The following is an 18,770-nucleotide window of genomic DNA, read 5'->3' on the forward strand; positions in this document are numbered from 1 at the left end:
TCCTACCCTGGAACCTGGCCGATCAGGTGACGGAACTGACCCAGCCGTTGGCGGCTTGAGGCTGTCACGACGGTAACCGTCGGACGCTTACAGTATATCGACAAATGTAATTAAAATGACAGGTAAATAGTAGGTTTATAGCTGGGAATAGTGTGTGATTAAGTCAGTTATGATTGATGGTGTAATGGTTATTTGTGTTCAGAATAATAATATACATTAAGCGGCGGCAGTTCTGGTTAAGTCAGTATTTACTTCAAATAATATATCTGGATTGTTATGGCACTTGAACCAACCAACTCCTTGGAGGCTGGCCGATGAAATTTTCGGATGCGGACATTGCAGTGTTTGAATATCGAAAAGGAGGGACACCGAATGCTCAAGATATTCGATGGGATCGCACTCACAAAGGGTTTGGCGTTCGAATATACCCAACCGGCAAAAAAGTCTTTGTCTGCTCGTATCGTCAAGGTGGCAGAAAAACGATCCGGGTGTTGGGAGCGGTCGGTGAGATCTCGGTCGCAGAGGCAAAACGGAAATCAGCCGAGCTCAGAGCACAGGCCAGGACTTCATCGCCGCATGGTGAAACGATGAATCGAATCGCGCCTCCTGTAATCATGTGCGCGCGATTGGCTCGCGCTGATCTACGCAAAGCCCTTGATCAACATTTGGCCACGCTCAAGAAGGTCACGCGGTAGGTGAATGCGGACGTTCAGGATTCGCGTCAGGACAGTTTCAAGATCGGCGTTCTTCACCGTTATCAGATTCCGAAAAAGCACGCCGCTACGCTGCTTTGACGGTAGTAAGCAACTCGCGCAGATTTGGCTAAATGCGGTCTCGTTGTCACTTACAGATTACGGGCCAATCCATACTCCTGGGATGATTTCCGAGGAATCAGTGGCACCCCTTTGTCCATTAGCCTTTTTTGAACTTGTGCCACTTGAGAAGCGGGCATGAAGGCCATTGAGGATTGAGGATGAGCGCATGGACCTTAGCTCTGGTCACAGCTACTCGTAACAGGCGGCGACTCTTGGAGAATGGAGGCATATCGCCACGCCATACGAAAGATGATTCGACACTGTCTTGAGTTCTTCGCGCTTCTCGGACGACTATGACCCCATCGAATTGTTTGCCCTTCGCTTTGTGAACGTTCATGATCTGAATTCTAGCCGGGGCCTCGACCCCATCCAGAATCTGCTCTTGGGCGAGAGCAAGATCCAGAACCGCTCGGGCGTTTGTGTAAGCCCCGTCGCGAAGCCATTCGGATGCGAGCCCTGCGGAAATCCGGTCTCCGCGGCGGAATGCGACTAAAAAATCGAGTTGAGAGGCGACTCGAACAAGCTCAGCCTGATTGGTTGCTCGTAACACATGCTTGACAGTTAGCCAGTCCTTGGCCGGGTCCCCCGTGAAATTCGTAAGGTGCAAGTTCGATATCACGCTTCGAAGTGAGTTGGCGATGTTGATCGACAGGGACTTCCCGTGCCGGATCTTGTTGGCTTGCTCTAGTAGCTTTGCAACCGCAGCCTTGCCCTGACCGGTGGAGCTCTTGGCGGCCGCGATCATTTCCATACTGGTCGCCACATCGGATTCAATTTCAGTGAGATTTTTAGGTTCCAGCAAAAAGGCAGCGAAGCGGGCGGACAAAAGGGCTTCGGCCTCATCGAACAGTAGCTTGTGAGAAATAGCCTTTCCAACGTAACTGCCAAGGGCATTAAGCCCGTTGGACATTTTCAATGCGCTGCGGTTGTTCGAGACGAGGATGGCTATCGTCTCTGGTTGAGCGCCGGATTGGGCTTCAACGGCTTGGAACAGTTCGTGAAGCGCGCGTCGTAGCACATGATTCCAATTTGGTGGAGGTTTCTCGGGCCGATAGGAGAGGGATGACACTCCTTTGTATGGGCCACCGCGGACTTTGCCCGCCAGGATATCGTTCCCAAACGCTAGAATTTCGGAGTCTGGACTCCTGTGGTTCTGAGTCCCGAGGTCAACCTCATGCGGATTTAAAGTAGCCCGAATGGCCGCCACACGTTCGGGTCCGACGCCCGGTAGGTAGTCAAAGATCTGTTGTTCAAGGTCGGCAAGACAGATGATTTGGGTATGTGGCGCTAGCATCTCGATGCATCGCCACGCGTGCTGGCCCGTGTCCTGCGCTTCGTCGACGATAATGATGGGATGACGTCTGGCGATGGAGGACCGCAGATAGCCGCTTGCGGCAAGCAGGTCTGCGGCGTTGGGGGCAAAGAGGTCAAAAGCGATTCGACCGTCTTCCCGAAACAGCCGTGCTCGCTCGGCTATCCATTCATCCCATTCCTCGTCCTCCTCATCTAGCCCGCCCGAGAGCGCCTTCTCGTCCTGTGGCAGAAGAATCGTGAGCTTTCGAGGTGCCCCGAGGAGATAGGCATGTGCCTTGAGGATATCCCAGAAGAACGAGTGGAAAGTTTGTATGGAAAGCTGGTCTTGTTCTTCCTTGTTTGCCTCAAGCCTGGCCGCGTCAAGAATTCGAGCCACTGCCGCACGCGAGAAGCTTAGGAAAAGGGCAGTTTGTCCGGGGAGCATTCCCTCCTTGATGCGCTTAATCGTCTTGCGCAGGGCAAGCGTGGTTTTTCCGCTTCCTGGTCCCCCAAGGACCAGCGCATGACCATCACAAGCCAGAACGCTCTCGCGTAGCTGACAGACCTCGCCACTCATGCGGCTGCGGCGGATGTCTCTGCGGCAGCATCAGGATCAGCTATGGTTACTTCAGTCACCGGCAACTGGTCGTCTTCCTCAGATGCAGGCGGATGCGGGAACATGGAGAAAACCTCAGCGAGGAACGCCGTGACTGTCGTGGGCAGTTCCTCAAAGTCGCATTCCTCAAATAGCCTTGCAGCCCATCCTGCACCCTTATTGCTTGCTAATGCCTTCTTGGCAATCACTCGAATCTCACCTTCGACAGGCTTTTCTGCAGGAATACCTACATTTCCGGCTTCTCCGCTTGCCTTAATGGCGGCAAGGAAGCTCCAAAGTCGCTCAGCCGGCATCTCCGTGACCACGAGGTCTTCAAAGCCTTTGTGGGTATGTTCGAAGTTCAAGTCAAAATTCTCAGCGTAGCTTGTCGTCTGAGTTTCTGGTCGATTGGCCTTGTAGTCGTAGAAGGCAACAGTCTTGAGGCCCAACGTCTTGAAGAACTTTCCGAATTTGGGGCCATTGCCGTCGCCATCGGAGTTGAAGAATGCAGCGCCAGCGATGTCAAGCGGCTGGAGATTGGGGTCGCGCTCCTCCATACGGCGTGCGGCAACAGGTAAGGCGTGGAATTCAGTCAACCCTTCTACGACAATGGCGGCCTTGCCAAGCATGCATTCCGACAGTCCCCAGCGGGCATAGCGCTTGAATTCGTTGTCCTTGAGTCCTGTGGCTTCCGACACCTTGCGCGAGCTGACCACTCCGCTTTGCCGCGACAGCAGCAAGGTCTGAGAAGGCTCAAACCGCTCGATGACAAAGGGCGAGTGGGAAGTGACAAAGGCTTGGGTGGTTTTAGTAAGAAAGTAGTTCGCAATCCGCCGCTGGGTGTGCGGAGGCACAGCGATTTCAGGTTCCTCCATGGCGAAGATTACAGTCTCCGGTTTAAGGTCAGCTATAAAAGAAAGCAGTGCCAGCACAAGGGTGTTGACAGTGCCGGTCCCAGCGTGCGGAAAAGGCACGTGCCCCTGGTCGGACGTTAGGGCCAGGAAGAAAGACATCGTCTTCCGAAGGTGCTCTCGGGTCAGCTCCGAAACGTGAAGCTTGGTTGCAAAACCTGGGTGCTCAAGGGCAATGTAACGAGAAAGGCGCCTTTCAACCGATCTAAGCACGGGTGCGATCTCGATGGCGTCAGCCTCTATCTCCAGGTTGCGCAGCCGATCAATCATCTTTTCCCACAGATTAGTCTTCACGCCTTTGGTGCGCAGAATGATGTCCAGTAACGATCCACGCTCAAGGCTCAAAGCTCGCGATCCCGTCCGAAGCGTGCGCAAATACAGAAACCCGAACTGTCGCTTGATCGATTTCGGCACCTGTGTCAGTTCACCGGCCGGCGCATCAGGGCTGTGGCTGAAAAACGTCTTGACCTCGAACTCGTCTTCTTCGGGATTGTATTGACCAATAGTTTCCACGCGCAAACAGGGGACGACGTGTGGCGGGTTGGCGGCAGCTATCTCTCCGGTCCCCAGCAGGCGCTTTTCTTGTAAGTGCCAGAATTCAGTATTACCACCACACTTAAGGTCAATTTCGGCGCTCAGATCAATCAGGATTGCCTCAATCCGGATCTTGATTGGCTCAGATTCCGCGCCTTCAGCTGCCGGCGCGAGATATTGAGCATTATAGAAGTCGAACTCATCGATAGCAGGGAATCGGTTGAGGCGATCGGCGCCAAGGACAAGGTCAAGCGCCTCGCAGATCGTGCTTTTGCCAACATTGTTCGAACCAACCATTAGGGTATGTCCGTCGAACAACAGCTCGGCGGACTTGATGCCCCTGAAGTTGGAGATGGCTAAGCGGGCGACTTTCATGTTTCCCTCTTGGTCTTGTTATGAGACGAGTGCACAGCAGGCATTACGGCGACACGCGCGGCGTATTACTTCCAATATAGTTCGGCATGACAGCTTTGCCAGTCGACCTAACTGTTTATCAGCAATCTACACGGTTGAACTTTTTCAGGATTCGGGCTTTAACACCAGCCTCAAGTGAGAGGCAACGAGATGAATCAACAAAGCCTCTTTGTGCGTGCGGGGGCTAGGATTTTGTGGGTCGTTTATTGAGCTGGGGGCAACGATCGCCCAAGCGAAGAGGCAGATGTAAAGCAATGTCTATTTACTGCGATGCGCAATTACTCGCTAGGGCCGAACAGCGGAAGGTTACTCTGCCGATCCGCTCAGAGGTGCTTCGAGTCAATGCCTACCTAACGTTGAGCCGTTCATGGCTTTAGAGTTTTAGTAACGACTAATTTCAATGCAGCTGCCTACAAAAGGGGAGCAATAGGTCATTTGTGATGATTGTATTTCCGCAATCCGAATGAGGGTGAGGGATGGTCCAGCGGTTCTAGTCTAAGAGCGGGATAAGATGTGTCGGAAATCCTTTGTCCTGCATGTCCCGCCATTTCACTCAATGGGGCTAAACCATTTATTGTTGCCCGCCAACATTAACCGATCACCAGCTACCCGCTGTGGGATTAGATGCATGATGTTGAAGCACCAGGGCAAGCTTAGCCTCCTTTAACTTTTCATCGAGTGCTTTCAGCGCATCGGCGACAACCGCCTCATTAGTTGGATATTCGCTTCTGAGCTTTTTCAAGAGCTCTAGCGAGCCAGTGTCTAGCCAAACTACGACTTCCTTCATTCCAGCAGCTCGTCGGTTCGCTCTCATCCTAGCTTGGCGTTCCGCTCCTGAACCTTTGGTGCCTCGCTTTTTGCTTGTGCTCATGCCGTATGAATTTTGTGATTCAGATTGGACTAGGAATTTTAAGTTCGCTCAAAAAATAAGTCACTAGTGATGAGTTGTTGGGGTCATAACCGTCTCTCGTGACATATATATGTAACGGAAAATAAAATAAAAATTATGAATGGCATGAAACTAGCTTTTATGCTGATGTGGGGCCACGCCGAATCCGGCACAGACGGCTTAGACGATAGGTCTCGATTCTCATCAATCTCGACCAAAGGAGGTTCATTTGAATACACAACATCACGTAGCCGCTAACAACACCGCACGCCTTGAAGGCCGGTCCGATAACATCATTTTTCTTAAAGGGCATGAGGCAGGGATGCTGTCCGCTCAACAGATGGCACCGGAGGGAGGGAATCCCGATTCCTCGAAACGAGCGGCGTGGGCCGGGGTTAAGCTGCCTGAGGGTTATAGCCTGGATGAGGTCGGCGTCCTCGACACGGAGGGCAAACTTATCGCAGGGCCAGTCTGGGTGACGGCGCTCGCCTCGAATGAGGAGAAAACTCGATGGAGCGTCGTGGTGTGCTGGCTCGATCATGATGGTGAGCAACAAGAGTGGGCAATTCCGTCCGAGCGCTTCCATGACTCGGGACGGGGGGTAGCTAAGGAATTGGCGACTAAAGGCTTGAGAGTGACGCCCGGGCAAGAGGGAAAATTGCTTCAGTATTTGACAGCATTTACACCGCTGGATCGGAGTCTTTTCGCCTCGAAAGTCGGCTGGCTGGAGGCCAAAGCAATCTATGTGCTTCCCAATGATCGGGTCTATGGAGCGGAGACGGCAGGATATCAAAAAATCATCCTCGCATCCGAGCAGCACCAACCCGGACTCGATTCGATCCGCATCCAAGGAAGCTTAAAGGAATGGCAAATCCACGTTGCTGAACCGTGCCGAGGCAATCCCGTGCTGATGTTTTCACTGTGTGCCGCTTTTGCTGGACCGCTCCTCAAAATATTGAATCTCGAAAGCGGCGGCTTTCATTTTCATGGTTTGACCTCGCGCGGGAAAACAACGGCGCTGCAGGTAGCGGCTAGCGTATGGGGGTGTGGAGCCGATCCTGCGGGTGGTGCGCACACCAACTCGTTCATTACACGCTGGAACGCAACGAGCAACGGTCTAGAGGGCATGGCTAGCGCTCATAATGACAATCTCCTGCTGCTTGATGAGATCGGCACTAGTAAGGTGGACGACTTCGGCAGACAGATATACGACTTGCTGGGCGGTAAAGGGAAGAGTGCCATGGACGCCAATCGCAATCTTAGGGAGACGAGCACATGGCGAACCGTGGTGCTCTCGACGGGGGAATTATCAGCCCGCGCCATGATTGAAGGCGGACGTAAAGCCGCGAAAGGTGGGCAGTTGATTCGGCTGATTGATCTACCAGTCGGTGACCGCGTGATCGCCGACAACAAGGGTCAGGATACGGGGCGATTCGTTGATCAGCTTAAAACAGCGTGCAGTCGTTATTACGGCTGCGCGATCGAAGCTTACCTGACGAAGCTGGTTCGTCTTGATCGAAAAAAGATCGAAGAATTCTTCAAAGAACTCGAGAGCAAACTCTGCAATAAGGTTGGTTCTCTAACGCCGGAGCAGTGTCGTGTGATCAAGCGATTTGCTTTAGTCTTAACAGCGGGGCTTTTGGCGCGAGAGTTTGGGGTTCTGCGCGTCGAGCTAAGAGAGCTATGGCTGAGTATTGTGGAGATGCTCAACGTGTGGCTTAAAGAGAATGCTCCCGATCTCTCCGACAGCGCGCGATGCATTGAAGCGTTGCAAAATTTCTTGGTCACACATCGGCGCCGCTTCGAAACGCTGTCCGCAACGGCATCCGACAAGACTAAGTCGAAGCTGGTGGGGTATACCGATCACGGGCGCGGATTGTATTTGCTAACGAAGGGGACCATGGAAGAAGCCTGTCGTGGATTCGACGTCAAAACCGCCTGTAGTGAGCTCAAGAAGCGCGGTTGGCTTTTTCAGAATGATAAGGACCGATCAATGAGCAAGCATTCCATTCCTGGCGGGGGGCGAGCCAGTTTCTACGCGATCAAGATGGACATCTTGAACGCCACTGATTGATCGAAGAGTGGCTGGGTCGGCGCCGGTGGTAATACTGGCGCCACCTACTGCCGTTTTGCTTTTGTCTTCCACGACCGAGAGCTCTCGGGAAGAAGAGCCGAGGTTGTGCGACGATTAAGGTAGGCGAGTTGTGCATGACAGCGCTTAAGCGGCATAGAAAGCTCCCGTTCTAAGCTGCTGATTAGGATAAGAGATTTCCGCAAAAAGACCGCAGAGATTGCCACAAATTTGCCACACTGCTAGCCGAATGGTGCATGTTTTGTTACCTTGTTTAGGGGACCGAGAATCCCCAGGTGAATTTCCAAGTAATTGGCAAACAACAAATTTTTTGGATAAGGCCCGATGCGCCCGTAGCTCAGTTGGATAGAGCGTTGGCCTCCGGAGCCAAAGGTCGGACGTTCGAGTCGTCTCGGGCGCGCCATTTCAAACAAGAACTTAATGTAGTTCTTGCTCTCCTCAGAACCCTTCTCGTTCACATTTTGTTCACACTGAACATTGAGAGAGGTTCTGCATGGCCACACTCCGAAAGCTTCCAAGCGGTTCCTGGAATATCCAAGTACGCCGCAAGGGAGAGCCCCCCATCACCAAGACCTTTAAGACTAAAGTGAACCGCCCCGGGAATCGTGGAGGCTCGTTGGTTTAAGTCAGGTCTGCGAGGCAGCCTGATTGGCTAGTTGCCGATAATAGTTTGCCTCAGCTTCTGCTGGCGGGATATAGCCGATGGGTTCGAGTAGCCTGGAGTGGTTGAACCAGGACACCCGTTCGAGAGTGGCCAATTCGACGGCTTCCCGTGTCTTCCAGGGCGCCCGCCGGTGGATCAACTCGGCTTTGTACAGCCCGTTGATCGTTTCGGCTTGAGCATTTTCATCTCGCTCGTACGGCAAAACAGGCCTGGCAGGAGTCGTTGGCGCCTTCGGCTCGGGTGAATAGATTCAAGCATTCGTAGGTCGGCAATCCTTTGCCGACGAACCCGTTACCCCAACGGCACCGTCGGGAAGGGCGGCTTCGGCGCTCCCGAAGACGCCGTTTGCGATTGGAAGGGTCGCGACTAAAGCGACCGTTTGCGATTGGGAGGGATTCCCGACCTACGCGCGAGTGCCCGTACAGTAGGTATGAAAATGCTCTGTGGAGACATAGGTGACGTCCGACACTCAAAGCTGGTTGGGGCGCTCGGCCTCGAATTGCCGATTGACCCGGTCCAGCGGGCATGGCGCCTTGTTATCGCTAAGCGTGGTACGTACCACCTTGCCGCGGATGGCGCCACGCAGGCCCAGACGTCGCATGAGCCGCTCGACCGTACAGCGGGCCACCGCGATACCTTCCCGGTTTATTTGTCGCCAAACTTTGTCGGCACCGTAGACCTGCAGGTTGGCCTGCCAGACGTGTTCGATATGTGGGATCAGGGTATCGTCGCGCTGGGCACGTGCACAACGCAGTGCGGGGTTGCGCTGCGGTGCAGCATAGCGCCTGTAGCCCGACGGGGCGATTTGCAAGACCTTGTGCAGATCGGCTCGACCCCGAAGCGCTCCCGATGCGCGTCGACGAAGGCCCTCGGGACTTGAGTCGGCGGTCGAGCTCCGCCTGGGCGAAAAACGCGCTAGCCAGCTTGAGGGTTCCATTGGCCTTGCGCAGTTCCTTCACTTTCCGCTCGAGTTCCTTGATGCGTTGCTGTTCAGCCGAGGTTAGACCGTCGCGTTGACCCGTGTCTCGTTCATGCCGGCGCACCCACTCCAGCAGTGTCTGGGGGGTACACCCAATCTTGCCCGCGATGGATTCAACAGCGGCCCATTGCGAGGGGTGCTCATTGCGGCACTCGAACACCAATCGAACCGCACGCTCGCGCACCTCGGGGGAAAACTTCGTAGACTTCCTCATGGCTCCATCTTCTCAAAGGTTGGAGCCTCCACCAAACCCGGGGCGGTTCATTGTCGGTAAGGCACTTCAAGATCAGTGAAGTAAAAGCTTTCCCCAGCGTACCCGATCGCGAACACATGGGGCCGGACCGAGATTCAACAACCGCTCCAATAGCGATTGATCTGCCGGCGTATCCGCATATTCGGCCTCGCAGCCTAACGAGAGCGAAAGAAAAGAGTTCCTCTTTCGATCCTGGTTTGAGTAGGGTCTGAAGGCGAATGTTGGATCAAAAGCGGGGAAATGGAAGGGCAGATTACCGGTACTGACCACAAGACTCGGCGGCACCAGCCGACGATTAAAAGCCGAAGAATCCGTAATGACAGCGCCGATCGGATCACCTTCCTTCCCGGCACCGAGTTTTTTCGCTGTGGCCCTGTCTCCAAACGGCACCTGAAGGAACCGCAAACTTGCAACCGGCAGGTCATTGGCAATCGCAAAATTTGCAAAGCCCAAGGCCGACCTGCCGCGATCCGCAACAAGGCAAAATCCGCCGGCGTTCGTGCTAGCCGCAGTCGAACCCTGAGCCGACGAACATCTCCCGTCGGTTGGCGCGCCGACAGTCGTGGAACGTGCCGTGCCGGCGGGGAGTTGATTGCGCCCGAACGTAGCCTGTACGTATTGCATACCCGCGATGGCTAAACTATTGGCTACCGAAAAATTCGCGGAATAGTCGGTACTGGGCGTCGCAAGGTCCGAAACCATACAGGCCCCGTCAGCATCTCCGATAGTCGCGGCCGAGCCGTCAACTGACTCGCACTTTTTGCCCCCAGGCCAAACGGTCCTGCGGAAATGTTGTGAGTGCGCTTGATCAAACGCAATTTGCAGAAATTGCACGCCGACCACGGGCAAGTCATTGGCTACCGTAAAATTCGCGAACAGATCGGCAGTCGACGAGCCGAGGTCCGATGCCATACAAAACCCTCCCGGATTTCCGGCCACAGCACGGGAGCCGTCGACCAACGTACATTCCGGACCCGTCGACGTCCCAGAACCCGAAAGTTCACCGGCTTCGCCAAGCATTTCGCGGTCGCCGAAGGTAACCTGAACGAAATTAAGGCTCGCTGCGGAGAGACTGTTCGCGACCGAAAGTTTCGCCATGTTCGCTGCGAGTTCGGTCAGGTCCGAACTCAGGCAAAACCCTCCGGCGGTAAACGCGGTCGAACCGCCTGCCGACGAGCATTCCGCAACCAAAGGGGTATTGTCATCCGCGGGAAGAAGCCGAGATCCGCTCAATATGGGCCTGTTTTTGAAAGTCACCTGCAGAAACTGCAAGCGCTTTGCCGCCAGCTCGTTGGTGGCCGCAAAATTCGCCAGCTTGGCAAGCGAGGTGCCGATCTCCGAAGCCAGACAAAACCCTTCGGGGCCGGCGGCATTCGCACCGCCGGCAGACAGACATTCGGTGCGGGCCGGTGAAGCGATAACCGGGTTAATGGCGGAAACTGGCGTGCTGTGAATTGACCGCGCGCTCGCTGCGGCTGGAGGGCTGCTGGCAGCCGACATATTAGCGGAGCCGGCGGTCGGGATGCCCTGGCCGGAGTCGGGACAAAACTCTCCGGTATTCCAAGCATCCGTGCTCGAATCATCAATTGGAATACATCCCGTCAAATCCGTTGGTGTAGTCGAAACGGCGCTCGGAGTCGTTCCATATACGCTAATTGGAGCGAGAGCCAAATTGACTGCGATCGCACTACCCAACAATATCGTTTTTTCCATTATTGTGCTCCTAATCAATAGGAATCGGAGCGGGGCATGACCCTGAAAGGACTCCACTCCGTGTTATCCGCCCTCGTATAATAACCCTTTAATTGCTGAATCGATAAGCTGCCATAGCGGGTATCACGGTGCTGGGATATTTATTGCATTCGTTCGGGAAATTGTCCTGTCTCACTTCGAGATTATTTCCCTAAGGCCAGCCATTCAATTCTTCGTATTCTCCCCACCAACGGACTGTAGTCAGGAGGAATGGATATCTTCAAACTTTGGTCCGGGTATTTTTTGCCCGGTTTATTTGAGTCGATTAAGGATGGGGTATTTCGCACCCTGAAGGGACCTATTACCCGCTCCAACTCGGCAATATTTAGGAGTAATCACAATGAGGAAAATGATGTTTTCAGTGAGTATGTTGGCAACCATGATGATCGCCGCTCCAGCTATCGCCAGTGATTTCCATGCGCTCGGTGAAATTAAGGGCGCTACCCCCCTTCAAGACCAAGTCTTGGCCACTGTGGAAGGCGGATCGACATGCGGCATCGGTGGTGCCTCGACCGGAGGTCAGCCAGACGGTGGTGTATGCTTGATATCTTTTATTTCGCATCCGACCGGCGCTTCTGTCGGATTTGCGGTTACTAACCAGTTACCCGTAACAGGCGCGAATTTCCTGCAAGTTACCGGGTTATAAGGTAAGCGTCTCGTGATGATATAGTCCCAAGCGGACAGCCTGGAAGATGGATGGCCGGTACCAGCCATCCATCCGACGGGTGGATGAATCCGAATATTACCCTGTATCTAGGCCCAATTAGCAGAGAACGAGGTATTAGGCTGTCTCTACAATATAGAGTGTTGGGACGTGTATCCGGGGATTTCCATTTGGGTATCGAGTTTTACCTGAGCTATTGCGCCGGCAGTAAAATCCCTCCAACAAAACCGGGGCTTATTGGGTGAACAACTCAAAGGCACCGTAAAGTCATGATCTGCCCAAGGCGGCTGTCTACAGGCCACCCAAGTTCCGAATGAAACGGTGAAAACTATTGTTTTCACGTTAGCAGGCTGGTGAAAAACTCTGCCGGTCGCACCTAATCAGGTAGTGTGGGACTGTGACCGGTTAAACTACCCGCTTTATTTTTTCGAGAACGACGATGCGCGGCAAAGATGTCACCCAAGGAGTCCTGTTTAGCTACGTGAACCGGGAAGACCGGGTTCCTCAAACGCATCCGTTGCGCCGGATGCGGCTGTTGGTGGATGGCATTCTGGCCTCGCTGTCGGACGAATTCGCGGCCCGCTACGCGCACACCAGGCGCCCGGCTCCGTTGCAAAAATGGTTTAAGCACGTTTCTGAGCCGTTCGGCCTGTCGCCGGGTCAGGCATACACGCTGAATAGCCGGTTGACGAAGCACGCCTCGGTTCGGCCACCGACGGCGTCGATCCAAAAGTCGAACTGGCGCTTCGGGAACATGCGCATCACCTCGAAGCCCTTGATCGTGGCATACGCCGTTCGCATCGACTGAAAGCCGAGGGTCGGCTTAATCAAGCGCTTCAGTTTACCGGGATCGGATTCAAGGCGATCATTCAGATATTTCACTTGCCGGTGGAGGCAGTCCGCCGGCAGCAAACCTTCCTTCTTCAGTTCGCGGATGGCTTCGCCGTAGGCCGGGTTCTTGTCGGTGTTGATCTTGCCTGGCCGGTAGTGCTTCGAGCGCCTCAGCGCCTTGGCCAGGAAACGCTTGGCGGCCTTGGCGTTTCGGATATCCGACAAGCAAAAGTCGAGGGTGCGGCCCTCTTTATCGATGGCGCGGAACAGGTATTTCCACTCGCCGCGAACCTTGATGTAGGTCTCGTTCACACGCTAGCTCGAGCTCAGGCGGCTCTGATACCAGAGCGTACGCTTCTCCAATTCGGGCGCGTAGCGCTGCGCCCAGCGGTACAGCGTCGTATGATCGACGGCGATGCCACGTTCCGGCATCATTTCTTCCAGGTCGCGGTAGCTGATGCCGTACTTGCAATACCAGCGCACGCCCGGCAGGATCACTTCGGGCGCAAAGCGCCGCCACCGGAATACGGAATCCACGTTTGACCTCCTATGTTCAGTCCCTCGCGGCCATCCTCGCTCGACAACACAGTTTTTGCAACGGAGCCTGTTTTGTGCCGGTGCAATCGCGATTCGGCGTTTTGACAGGAGGTGGACCAAATCCTTCGACAGTTGGTAGGTACCAGATCCGCGTCGGTCTGGCCCACACTGCGTGGTGTGCAACATATTCCGTACGATAAACTCTCCGATTTCATACTTCCCCTCCCAGCGCCAAATAGAGATCGATTCGGTTGCTGAGCAATTGCCGCTTGACGGCGAGATGTGCGCTTTGCGCGTTCAGGGTGCTTCGGTAGCTGTCCAGCAGGGTCAGGATTTCGATGAAGCCGTGACGGTAGGAATAGACCGCCAGCTTTCGGCTTGCTTCGGTTTGTTCGACGGCTTCCTTGAGCGCCCGTTCTTCCTCCCTCAGCCATTCCTCCGCGGCGAGCGATTGTTCCACCTCGCGGAAGGCGTTGAGCGCCGTGTTTTTGTACAGATTGAGTGCTTCCTCCGCCAGAGCTTGGTTCAGCCGAATCTCTCCCTTGAGCCGCCCGCCGGTGAAGAGCGGTTGCAGAAGGCCTATCGCGACGTTCCAGACCGCCGCGCGGGGATCGACCAGTTCCGTCAAGGCCGGGCTGCGGGTGCCGCCGGTAGCGGTGAGGGCTAGGCGCGGCAGCAGGGCTTTTTGCGCGCTCTCCACCCGGAAATCGGCGGCGCGCAGGCGGTCGAAAGCGGCGATCAGGTCAGGGCGCCGTTCGAGCAGTTCCGAGGGAACCCCGGCCGACAGCGGCGCGGGCGGATCGGGCAAAGACGCCGTCGTCGTCAGATCGGCCGCCGGATAGCGCCCTAGCAAGACTTCCAGAACGCGAGTAACGATTTGAACCCGGTTGCGCGCAGCCGCCAACTGGGCTTCCGCATTGGCCAGGTCGGTAAGGGCCAGCCGCAGATCGAGGCCGCGCGCCAGTCCCCGGGCGAAGCGGCCGCGCACCAGGTCGACAATGGTGCGCCTGTCCCGGATCGACCGCTCGGCAACCTCGGCTTGGAGCTTGGCCTCTGCCAGTTCGAAATAAGCCTGTGCCGTTCGTGCCGCCAGGGATAGGCGCGCGGCGTGGAAATCGGCTTCCGTCGCGGCAGCTTCCTGTTGGGACGCCTGCTGGAAAGCGCGTATCCGCCCCCAGACATCCACTTCCCAGTCCAGCGTGAACAAGGCTTCGAAGGCGCCGAATTCGGTCGAGCCGAAACCCGCGCTACGCACCTGAGCGCGTTCGTAGCTCGGCGCGAAGAAAAGCTGAGGCCAGCGTCCGGCGCCATCGATACGGGCTTGCTGCCGGGCGGCCTCCACACGGGCGGCCGCGGACTTCAGGTCGTAGTTGCCTGCCAAAGCCTCATGCACCAAGGCACTCAAAGTCGAATCGGCGAATGATTCGACCCAACGCTCGGAAACCGTTTTCTGAGGGCCTGACGTTGCCGTCCAGAATGAGGGAATCCCCGCTCCGACATTTTTCGCGTCCCGATCTGGCGCCGTTCCACACCCGGCCAGAAGCGAGAGGACTAAGGTCAAGAGGGTAACCGACAACCGGACCAGGTCGATCCTACCGATAGCAAAACTCATCGGCCGGCAAGATCGTCAGGGATATTTCGCGTGTAGAGTCGACGACTCGAGACGGTTTTGCTGGGCGAGCAGGGATAGACGGGGCGTGCGATGGTTTCACATTGCGCGACGTCAATACCCAAGTGCGTCGGCACCAGTAGGAGATCGCGATCAGCGGTATCCATCAGATTCTGAATCAGCCGATAAAGTCGCTCGAAACAAATCTCGAAATAACGCGCCGACGGAAATACCCGGAATTCCGAAGACATGCCTGCATCGCGAGTTTGCGACGTAAGTTTCATCCCCCCTTATCCTCTGCTTATGAATTCAACGGTCTATCAAGTTAAGACGGATCAGCCAGCGAAAACCCGCATCGTCGACGAAAAAAATGCTGGATTCGAAGTCAGGAAGGCGAGGTTGTGAGGCGAAAACAAGATCGGACAGATGAACCTGTCGGGAAAAATGCTGGAGTGCCTATGGCGGGAAGCTTGCAGTCCGGTGTTGACCGGACGCATTGGCGATTTGCGTCCTTGTATTCATCTATGATCAGGTTGAATCGTGCATGACAATCGGCTGAACCCGTCATCGAAATTTGCAAGCGAAGGTCCAAAAAACGTATGAAGCCGTCCGAAAAGCGGCTTTCGAAAATCCTTATCTCCGAGAAGAGAGCATCTGCGCGGCAGGCAATAGGGTCGCCCGTTTTTTCCGCGCAGTTCCGATCGCACTCGTCCGATGAGCTGGTTCTTGTGCAGCCAGTGCGTCTGTTCCAGCAGTCTAATCCCTTACGCCGAACCGTACTCCGTCGCCGACGCGATGACGCAATCGTTCAGAACCTTTCGATCCGATCCAGTGCCTGCGCCAGGGTCGCAACCGTACGCTCGATGTTTTGCAACTTGTCTAAGCCGAACAAACCCAGGCGGAAAGTCTTGAAATCGGGGCTTTCGCCGCATTGCAGCGGGACCCCGGCCGCGATTTGCAGACCGAGATCGGCGAATTTCTTGCCGGTTTTGATGGCGTCGTCGCTGGTGTAGCACACTACCACGCCGGGGGCGCCGAAGTCGGCCGCAGCGACCGATTTGATGCCGCGCTCGGCCAATATCCCACGCACCCGGCGACCGAGTTCCAGTTGCTCATCGCGCGCCTTGGCGAAGCCGTAGGCTTCAGTTTCGCGCATCACCTCGCGTAAAGCGCGCAGGCCATCGGTTGGCATGGTGGCATGGTAGGCGTGTCCGCCCTGTTCGTAGGCCTCCATGATTTGCAGCCATTTTTTGAGGTCAGCGGCAAAACTGGTGCTGGCGGTGTTCTCGATACGGTCGCGCGCCGCCGGGCTTAATACCACCAGCCCACAGCAGGGCGGGGCGCTCCAGTCTTTTTGCGGTGCGCTGATCAAGATGTCCACTCCGATTTGGCGCATATCGACCCAGACCGTGCCGGATGCGATGCAATCGAGCACGAACAGGCCGCCAACCGCGTGTACGGCATCCGCCACGGCGCGAAGATAGTCATCGGGCAGGATCATTCCCGCCGAAGTTTCCACATGCGGGGCGAACACGAGATCCGGCTTCTCGCGGCCGATCGCGGCAACGACTTCTTCGAACGGCGGCGGGGCGTAGGCGGGCTGCGGTCCGGACTCGACGGGGCGCGCCATCAGGACGGTGGATTCCGATGGGATGCCGCCCATCTCGAAGATTTGGGTCCAGCGATAGCTGAACCAGCCGTTGCGGATGACCAGACACTTCTTGCTCGTGGCGAACTGGCGCGCCACGGCCTCCATGGCAAAGGTTCCGGAGCCGGGCACGATGACGGCCGTGTGGCCGTTGTGCACAGTTTTCAGGATACGCGAGATGTCGCGCATGCTTTCCTGAAACACCTTCGACATGTGGTTGGTCGCACGGTCGGTGTAGACCACCGAGTACTCAAGCAGGCCATCCGGATCGACGCTGGGTAGTAATCCAGGCACGGGTTTGTCTCCTCGTTGTTGATTTTGGCACTAATGCAATTTATGCGCCGTCTACGTTTGTGCTGATGCGCCGCTAGTACACCCGTCGAGTTCGTGGAGACGCGGTCGTAGCGGGAGCTCTGCATTGCCGAGCTCGGTGACGACCACCGCTTCCGATTGTCGGCAATACGACAAGCGCGAGCTTGCAATGGCATGGTGTAGCGCGCCAGAAGTTGTGGACGTCAACTCCGCCTTTTCCGGCGGGGGCGTGGCGGGCGCGCCGCTCATTATCCTGTTTTTGCGCATCGGATGCTCACGATACTCCGCTCAGCACTCCGGCACGTTCACCGGAATGTGTACCGCAAGACCACCCTCGGCGGTTTCTTTGTAGCGGCCATTCATGTCCTTTGCGGTCTCCCACATGGTCTGGATCACCGCATCGAGGCTGACCCTGGCGTCCGCCGGATCGCTGTCCAGGGCGATGGTCGCTGCGGTGATGGCTTTGACCGCGCCCATGGTGTTGCGTTCGATGCACGGAATCTGCACCAGCCCTCCGACCGGATCGCAGGTCAATCCGAGGTGGTGCTCCATGGCGATTTCCGCCGCCTGCAAGACCTGCTCCGGTGTACCGCCCGAAACTTCCGCCAGCCCCGCGGCTGCCATGGCGGACGAAACGCCGATTTCGGCCTGGCAGCCGCCCATGGCGGCGGAGATGGTGGCGTTTTTCTTGAACAAGGTGCCGATCTCGCCGGCAGTGAGGATGAAGCGGATGACCTTGTCTTCGTCGAAGCCGTCGACGAAGCACCAAGCGTACATCAACACCGCGGGAATCACCCCGGCGGCGCCGTTGGTGGGTGCAGTGACGACTCGTCCAAAGGACGCATTTTCCTCGTTGACCGACAGGGCGAAACAGACCACCCACCGGTCTACGTTGGCGAAATCACGGGGTTGACGCCGCAGAAGATCGGACCATTGTTCGATCGTCGTATAGTCGGCGCCGTTCAGCAATTTGCGGTGCATTTCCGGTGCCCTGCGCCGGACCCGCAAGCCGCCCGGCAGATAGCCTTCGCGGTGCACGCCGCGGAAGATACAGTGCCGGATTTCCCGCCATAGCCGAAGCGCCTCGGCGTCGATCTCGTCCCGGCATCTCCAGGCCTGCTCGTTCAAATAGGTCAAATCGGAGACCGACAAACCCAGCGCTCTGCAATTTCGCAGCAAATCCTGCCCCGAGTGGCAGGGATAAGGCGTCACGACGCGCGCCGCCGAAGCCTGCTCCATGTCATCGTCTGCGGCCACGAACCCGCCGCCCAGAGAGTAGTAGATACGCTCGAGAATTTCGCCGTCCGTAAGGATCGCCCGAAAACACATCCCGTTGGCGTGGCGCGGCAGGGTGGTCGAGCTCTCGAACACCAGGTCCCGTTCGCAGACGAAAGGAAGATTCCGTTTTCCGCCCAAGGGCAGCCAACCGCTGGCCTTGATAGCCGCGATCCGGTCCGGAATGACGGCCGTGTCGATCAGCGTGTAATCCTCGCCGGAAAGTCCCATCAACACGGCTACGTCGGTGCCGTGCCCGCGGCCGGTTTTGGCGAGGGAGCCATACAGCCGGACGGTCAGGGATTCGACCCGGTCCGGGTCGCCCAAGGCTTCCAGAAACAGCGATGCCGCCCGCCATGGTCCCATCGTGTGGGAGCTGGAAGGGCCGATACCCACCTTGATGATTTCGAACGCACTGATGGAATCCATAACTTTCGCTGCTGCGAGGAAGACGAACGGAGGAACGATTCGACGCTTAACCGGGCCTTACCATACCACGATCCGGAAATCGGCCACCAAAAAGGCTCTCCGATTTCTTGCGACGCACTCGTTCGTAATACTCCGTCGCTACCGGAGAAGTTCCCCGTTTTCTAACAATGGCTCCCGTAATGGCTGTCTTCGACCGTCGAGGCAATAGAGCGTTTTTCATCCCGGTGTACGGATTCGTGTTCGGGCGGGAAGAACGTAGGTCGGCAATCCCTTG

General features: G+C 56.1%; 11 protein-coding genes, 1 tRNA gene, 2 pseudogenes and 1 other annotated feature. Of the genes and pseudogenes, 4 read left to right on the forward strand and 10 right to left on the reverse strand.

The window, feature by feature from the left end:
• Positions 1-314: 314 nt before the first annotated feature.
• The gene (locus JOD69_RS22175) at positions 315-695 is read left to right on the forward strand and encodes an Arm DNA-binding domain-containing protein (protein WP_210024294.1); all 381 of its coding nucleotides are present in this window, start codon (positions 315-317) and stop codon (positions 693-695) included.
• A gap of 217 nt (positions 696-912) precedes the next feature.
• On the opposite strand, the gene JOD69_RS22180 is transcribed toward JOD69_RS22175, so the two are convergent.
• The 3 genes from JOD69_RS22180 to JOD69_RS22190 all read right to left on the reverse strand — a co-directional run bounded on the left by JOD69_RS22180 (position 913) and on the right by JOD69_RS22190 (position 5,349).
• Positions 913-2,685 (reverse strand): UvrD-helicase domain-containing protein, encoded by a 1,773-nt coding sequence (locus JOD69_RS22180; RefSeq protein ID WP_210024295.1) that lies wholly within the window; start codon positions 2,683-2,685, stop codon positions 913-915.
• A complete protein-coding gene (locus JOD69_RS22185) occupies positions 2,682-4,523 on the reverse strand; it encodes an AAA family ATPase (RefSeq protein WP_210024296.1) in 1,842 nt (613 codons plus the stop codon). Before JOD69_RS22185 ends, JOD69_RS22180 begins: the two co-directional genes overlap by 4 nt.
• A 637-nt stretch (positions 4,524-5,160) precedes the next feature.
• The gene (locus JOD69_RS22190; protein WP_210024297.1) at positions 5,161-5,349 is read right to left on the reverse strand and encodes a hypothetical protein; all 189 of its coding nucleotides are present in this window, start codon (positions 5,347-5,349) and stop codon (positions 5,161-5,163) included.
• Between the two features lie 331 nt (positions 5,350-5,680).
• Between JOD69_RS22190 and JOD69_RS22195 the strand changes: the two genes are divergently transcribed.
• Positions 5,681-7,525 carry a DUF927 domain-containing protein gene (locus JOD69_RS22195; protein WP_210024298.1) on the forward strand — a complete coding sequence of 615 codons (1,845 nt, stop codon included), beginning with the start codon at positions 5,681-5,683 and terminating at the stop codon, positions 7,523-7,525.
• Positions 7,526-7,869: 344 nt separating this feature from the next.
• Positions 7,870-7,946: transfer RNA gene (locus JOD69_RS22200), tRNA-Arg, on the forward strand.
• A gap of 223 nt (positions 7,947-8,169) precedes the next feature.
• Here JOD69_RS22200 and JOD69_RS22205 read toward each other — a convergent pair.
• Together JOD69_RS22205 and JOD69_RS22210 are read right to left on the reverse strand one after the other, a co-directional pair.
• Positions 8,170-9,400, reverse strand: a pseudogene (locus JOD69_RS22205) (IS3 family transposase).
• Positions 9,004-9,122 (reverse strand) — a sequence feature (AL1L pseudoknot). (Overlaps the previous pseudogene by 119 nt.)
• Before the next feature lie 72 nt (positions 9,401-9,472).
• Positions 9,473-11,152, reverse strand: coding sequence for a hypothetical protein (locus JOD69_RS22210; protein ID WP_139841174.1), 1,680 nt, complete (start codon positions 11,150-11,152; stop codon positions 9,473-9,475).
• Positions 11,153-11,531: 379 nt separating this feature from the next.
• On the opposite strand from JOD69_RS22210, the gene JOD69_RS22215 reads away from it, so the two are divergent.
• Positions 11,532-11,837, forward strand: coding sequence for a hypothetical protein (locus tag JOD69_RS22215; RefSeq protein WP_077732335.1), 306 nt, complete (start codon positions 11,532-11,534; stop codon positions 11,835-11,837).
• A 678-nt stretch (positions 11,838-12,515) separates the two neighbouring features.
• Here JOD69_RS22215 and JOD69_RS22220 read toward each other — a convergent pair.
• The 5 genes and pseudogenes from JOD69_RS22220 to JOD69_RS22240 form a co-directional block, all read right to left on the reverse strand.
• Positions 12,516-13,223, reverse strand: a pseudogene (locus JOD69_RS22220) (IS6 family transposase).
• Between the two features lie 211 nt (positions 13,224-13,434).
• Positions 13,435-14,835: an efflux transporter outer membrane subunit gene (locus JOD69_RS22225; RefSeq protein ID WP_086135631.1), complete on the reverse strand. Its 1,401-nt coding sequence runs from the start codon at positions 14,833-14,835 to the stop codon at positions 13,435-13,437.
• The gene (locus tag JOD69_RS22230; RefSeq protein WP_086135632.1) at positions 14,832-15,116 is read right to left on the reverse strand and encodes a hypothetical protein; all 285 of its coding nucleotides are present in this window, start codon (positions 15,114-15,116) and stop codon (positions 14,832-14,834) included. Before JOD69_RS22230 ends, JOD69_RS22225 begins: the two co-directional genes overlap by 4 nt.
• Positions 15,117-15,640: 524 nt before the next feature.
• Positions 15,641-16,723: an aminotransferase class V-fold PLP-dependent enzyme gene (locus tag JOD69_RS22235; protein WP_205781150.1), complete on the reverse strand. Its 1,083-nt coding sequence runs from the start codon at positions 16,721-16,723 to the stop codon at positions 15,641-15,643.
• 357 nt (positions 16,724-17,080) lie between these two features.
• The gene (locus JOD69_RS22240; RefSeq protein ID WP_077732339.1) at positions 17,081-18,496 is read right to left on the reverse strand and encodes an L-serine ammonia-lyase; all 1,416 of its coding nucleotides are present in this window, start codon (positions 18,494-18,496) and stop codon (positions 17,081-17,083) included.
• Positions 18,497-18,770: the final 274 nt, after the last annotated feature.

The sequence above is a fragment of the Methylocaldum sp. RMAD-M genome (assembly GCF_017832375.1).
Classification (GTDB): Bacteria; Pseudomonadota; Gammaproteobacteria; order Methylococcales; family Methylococcaceae; genus Methylocaldum.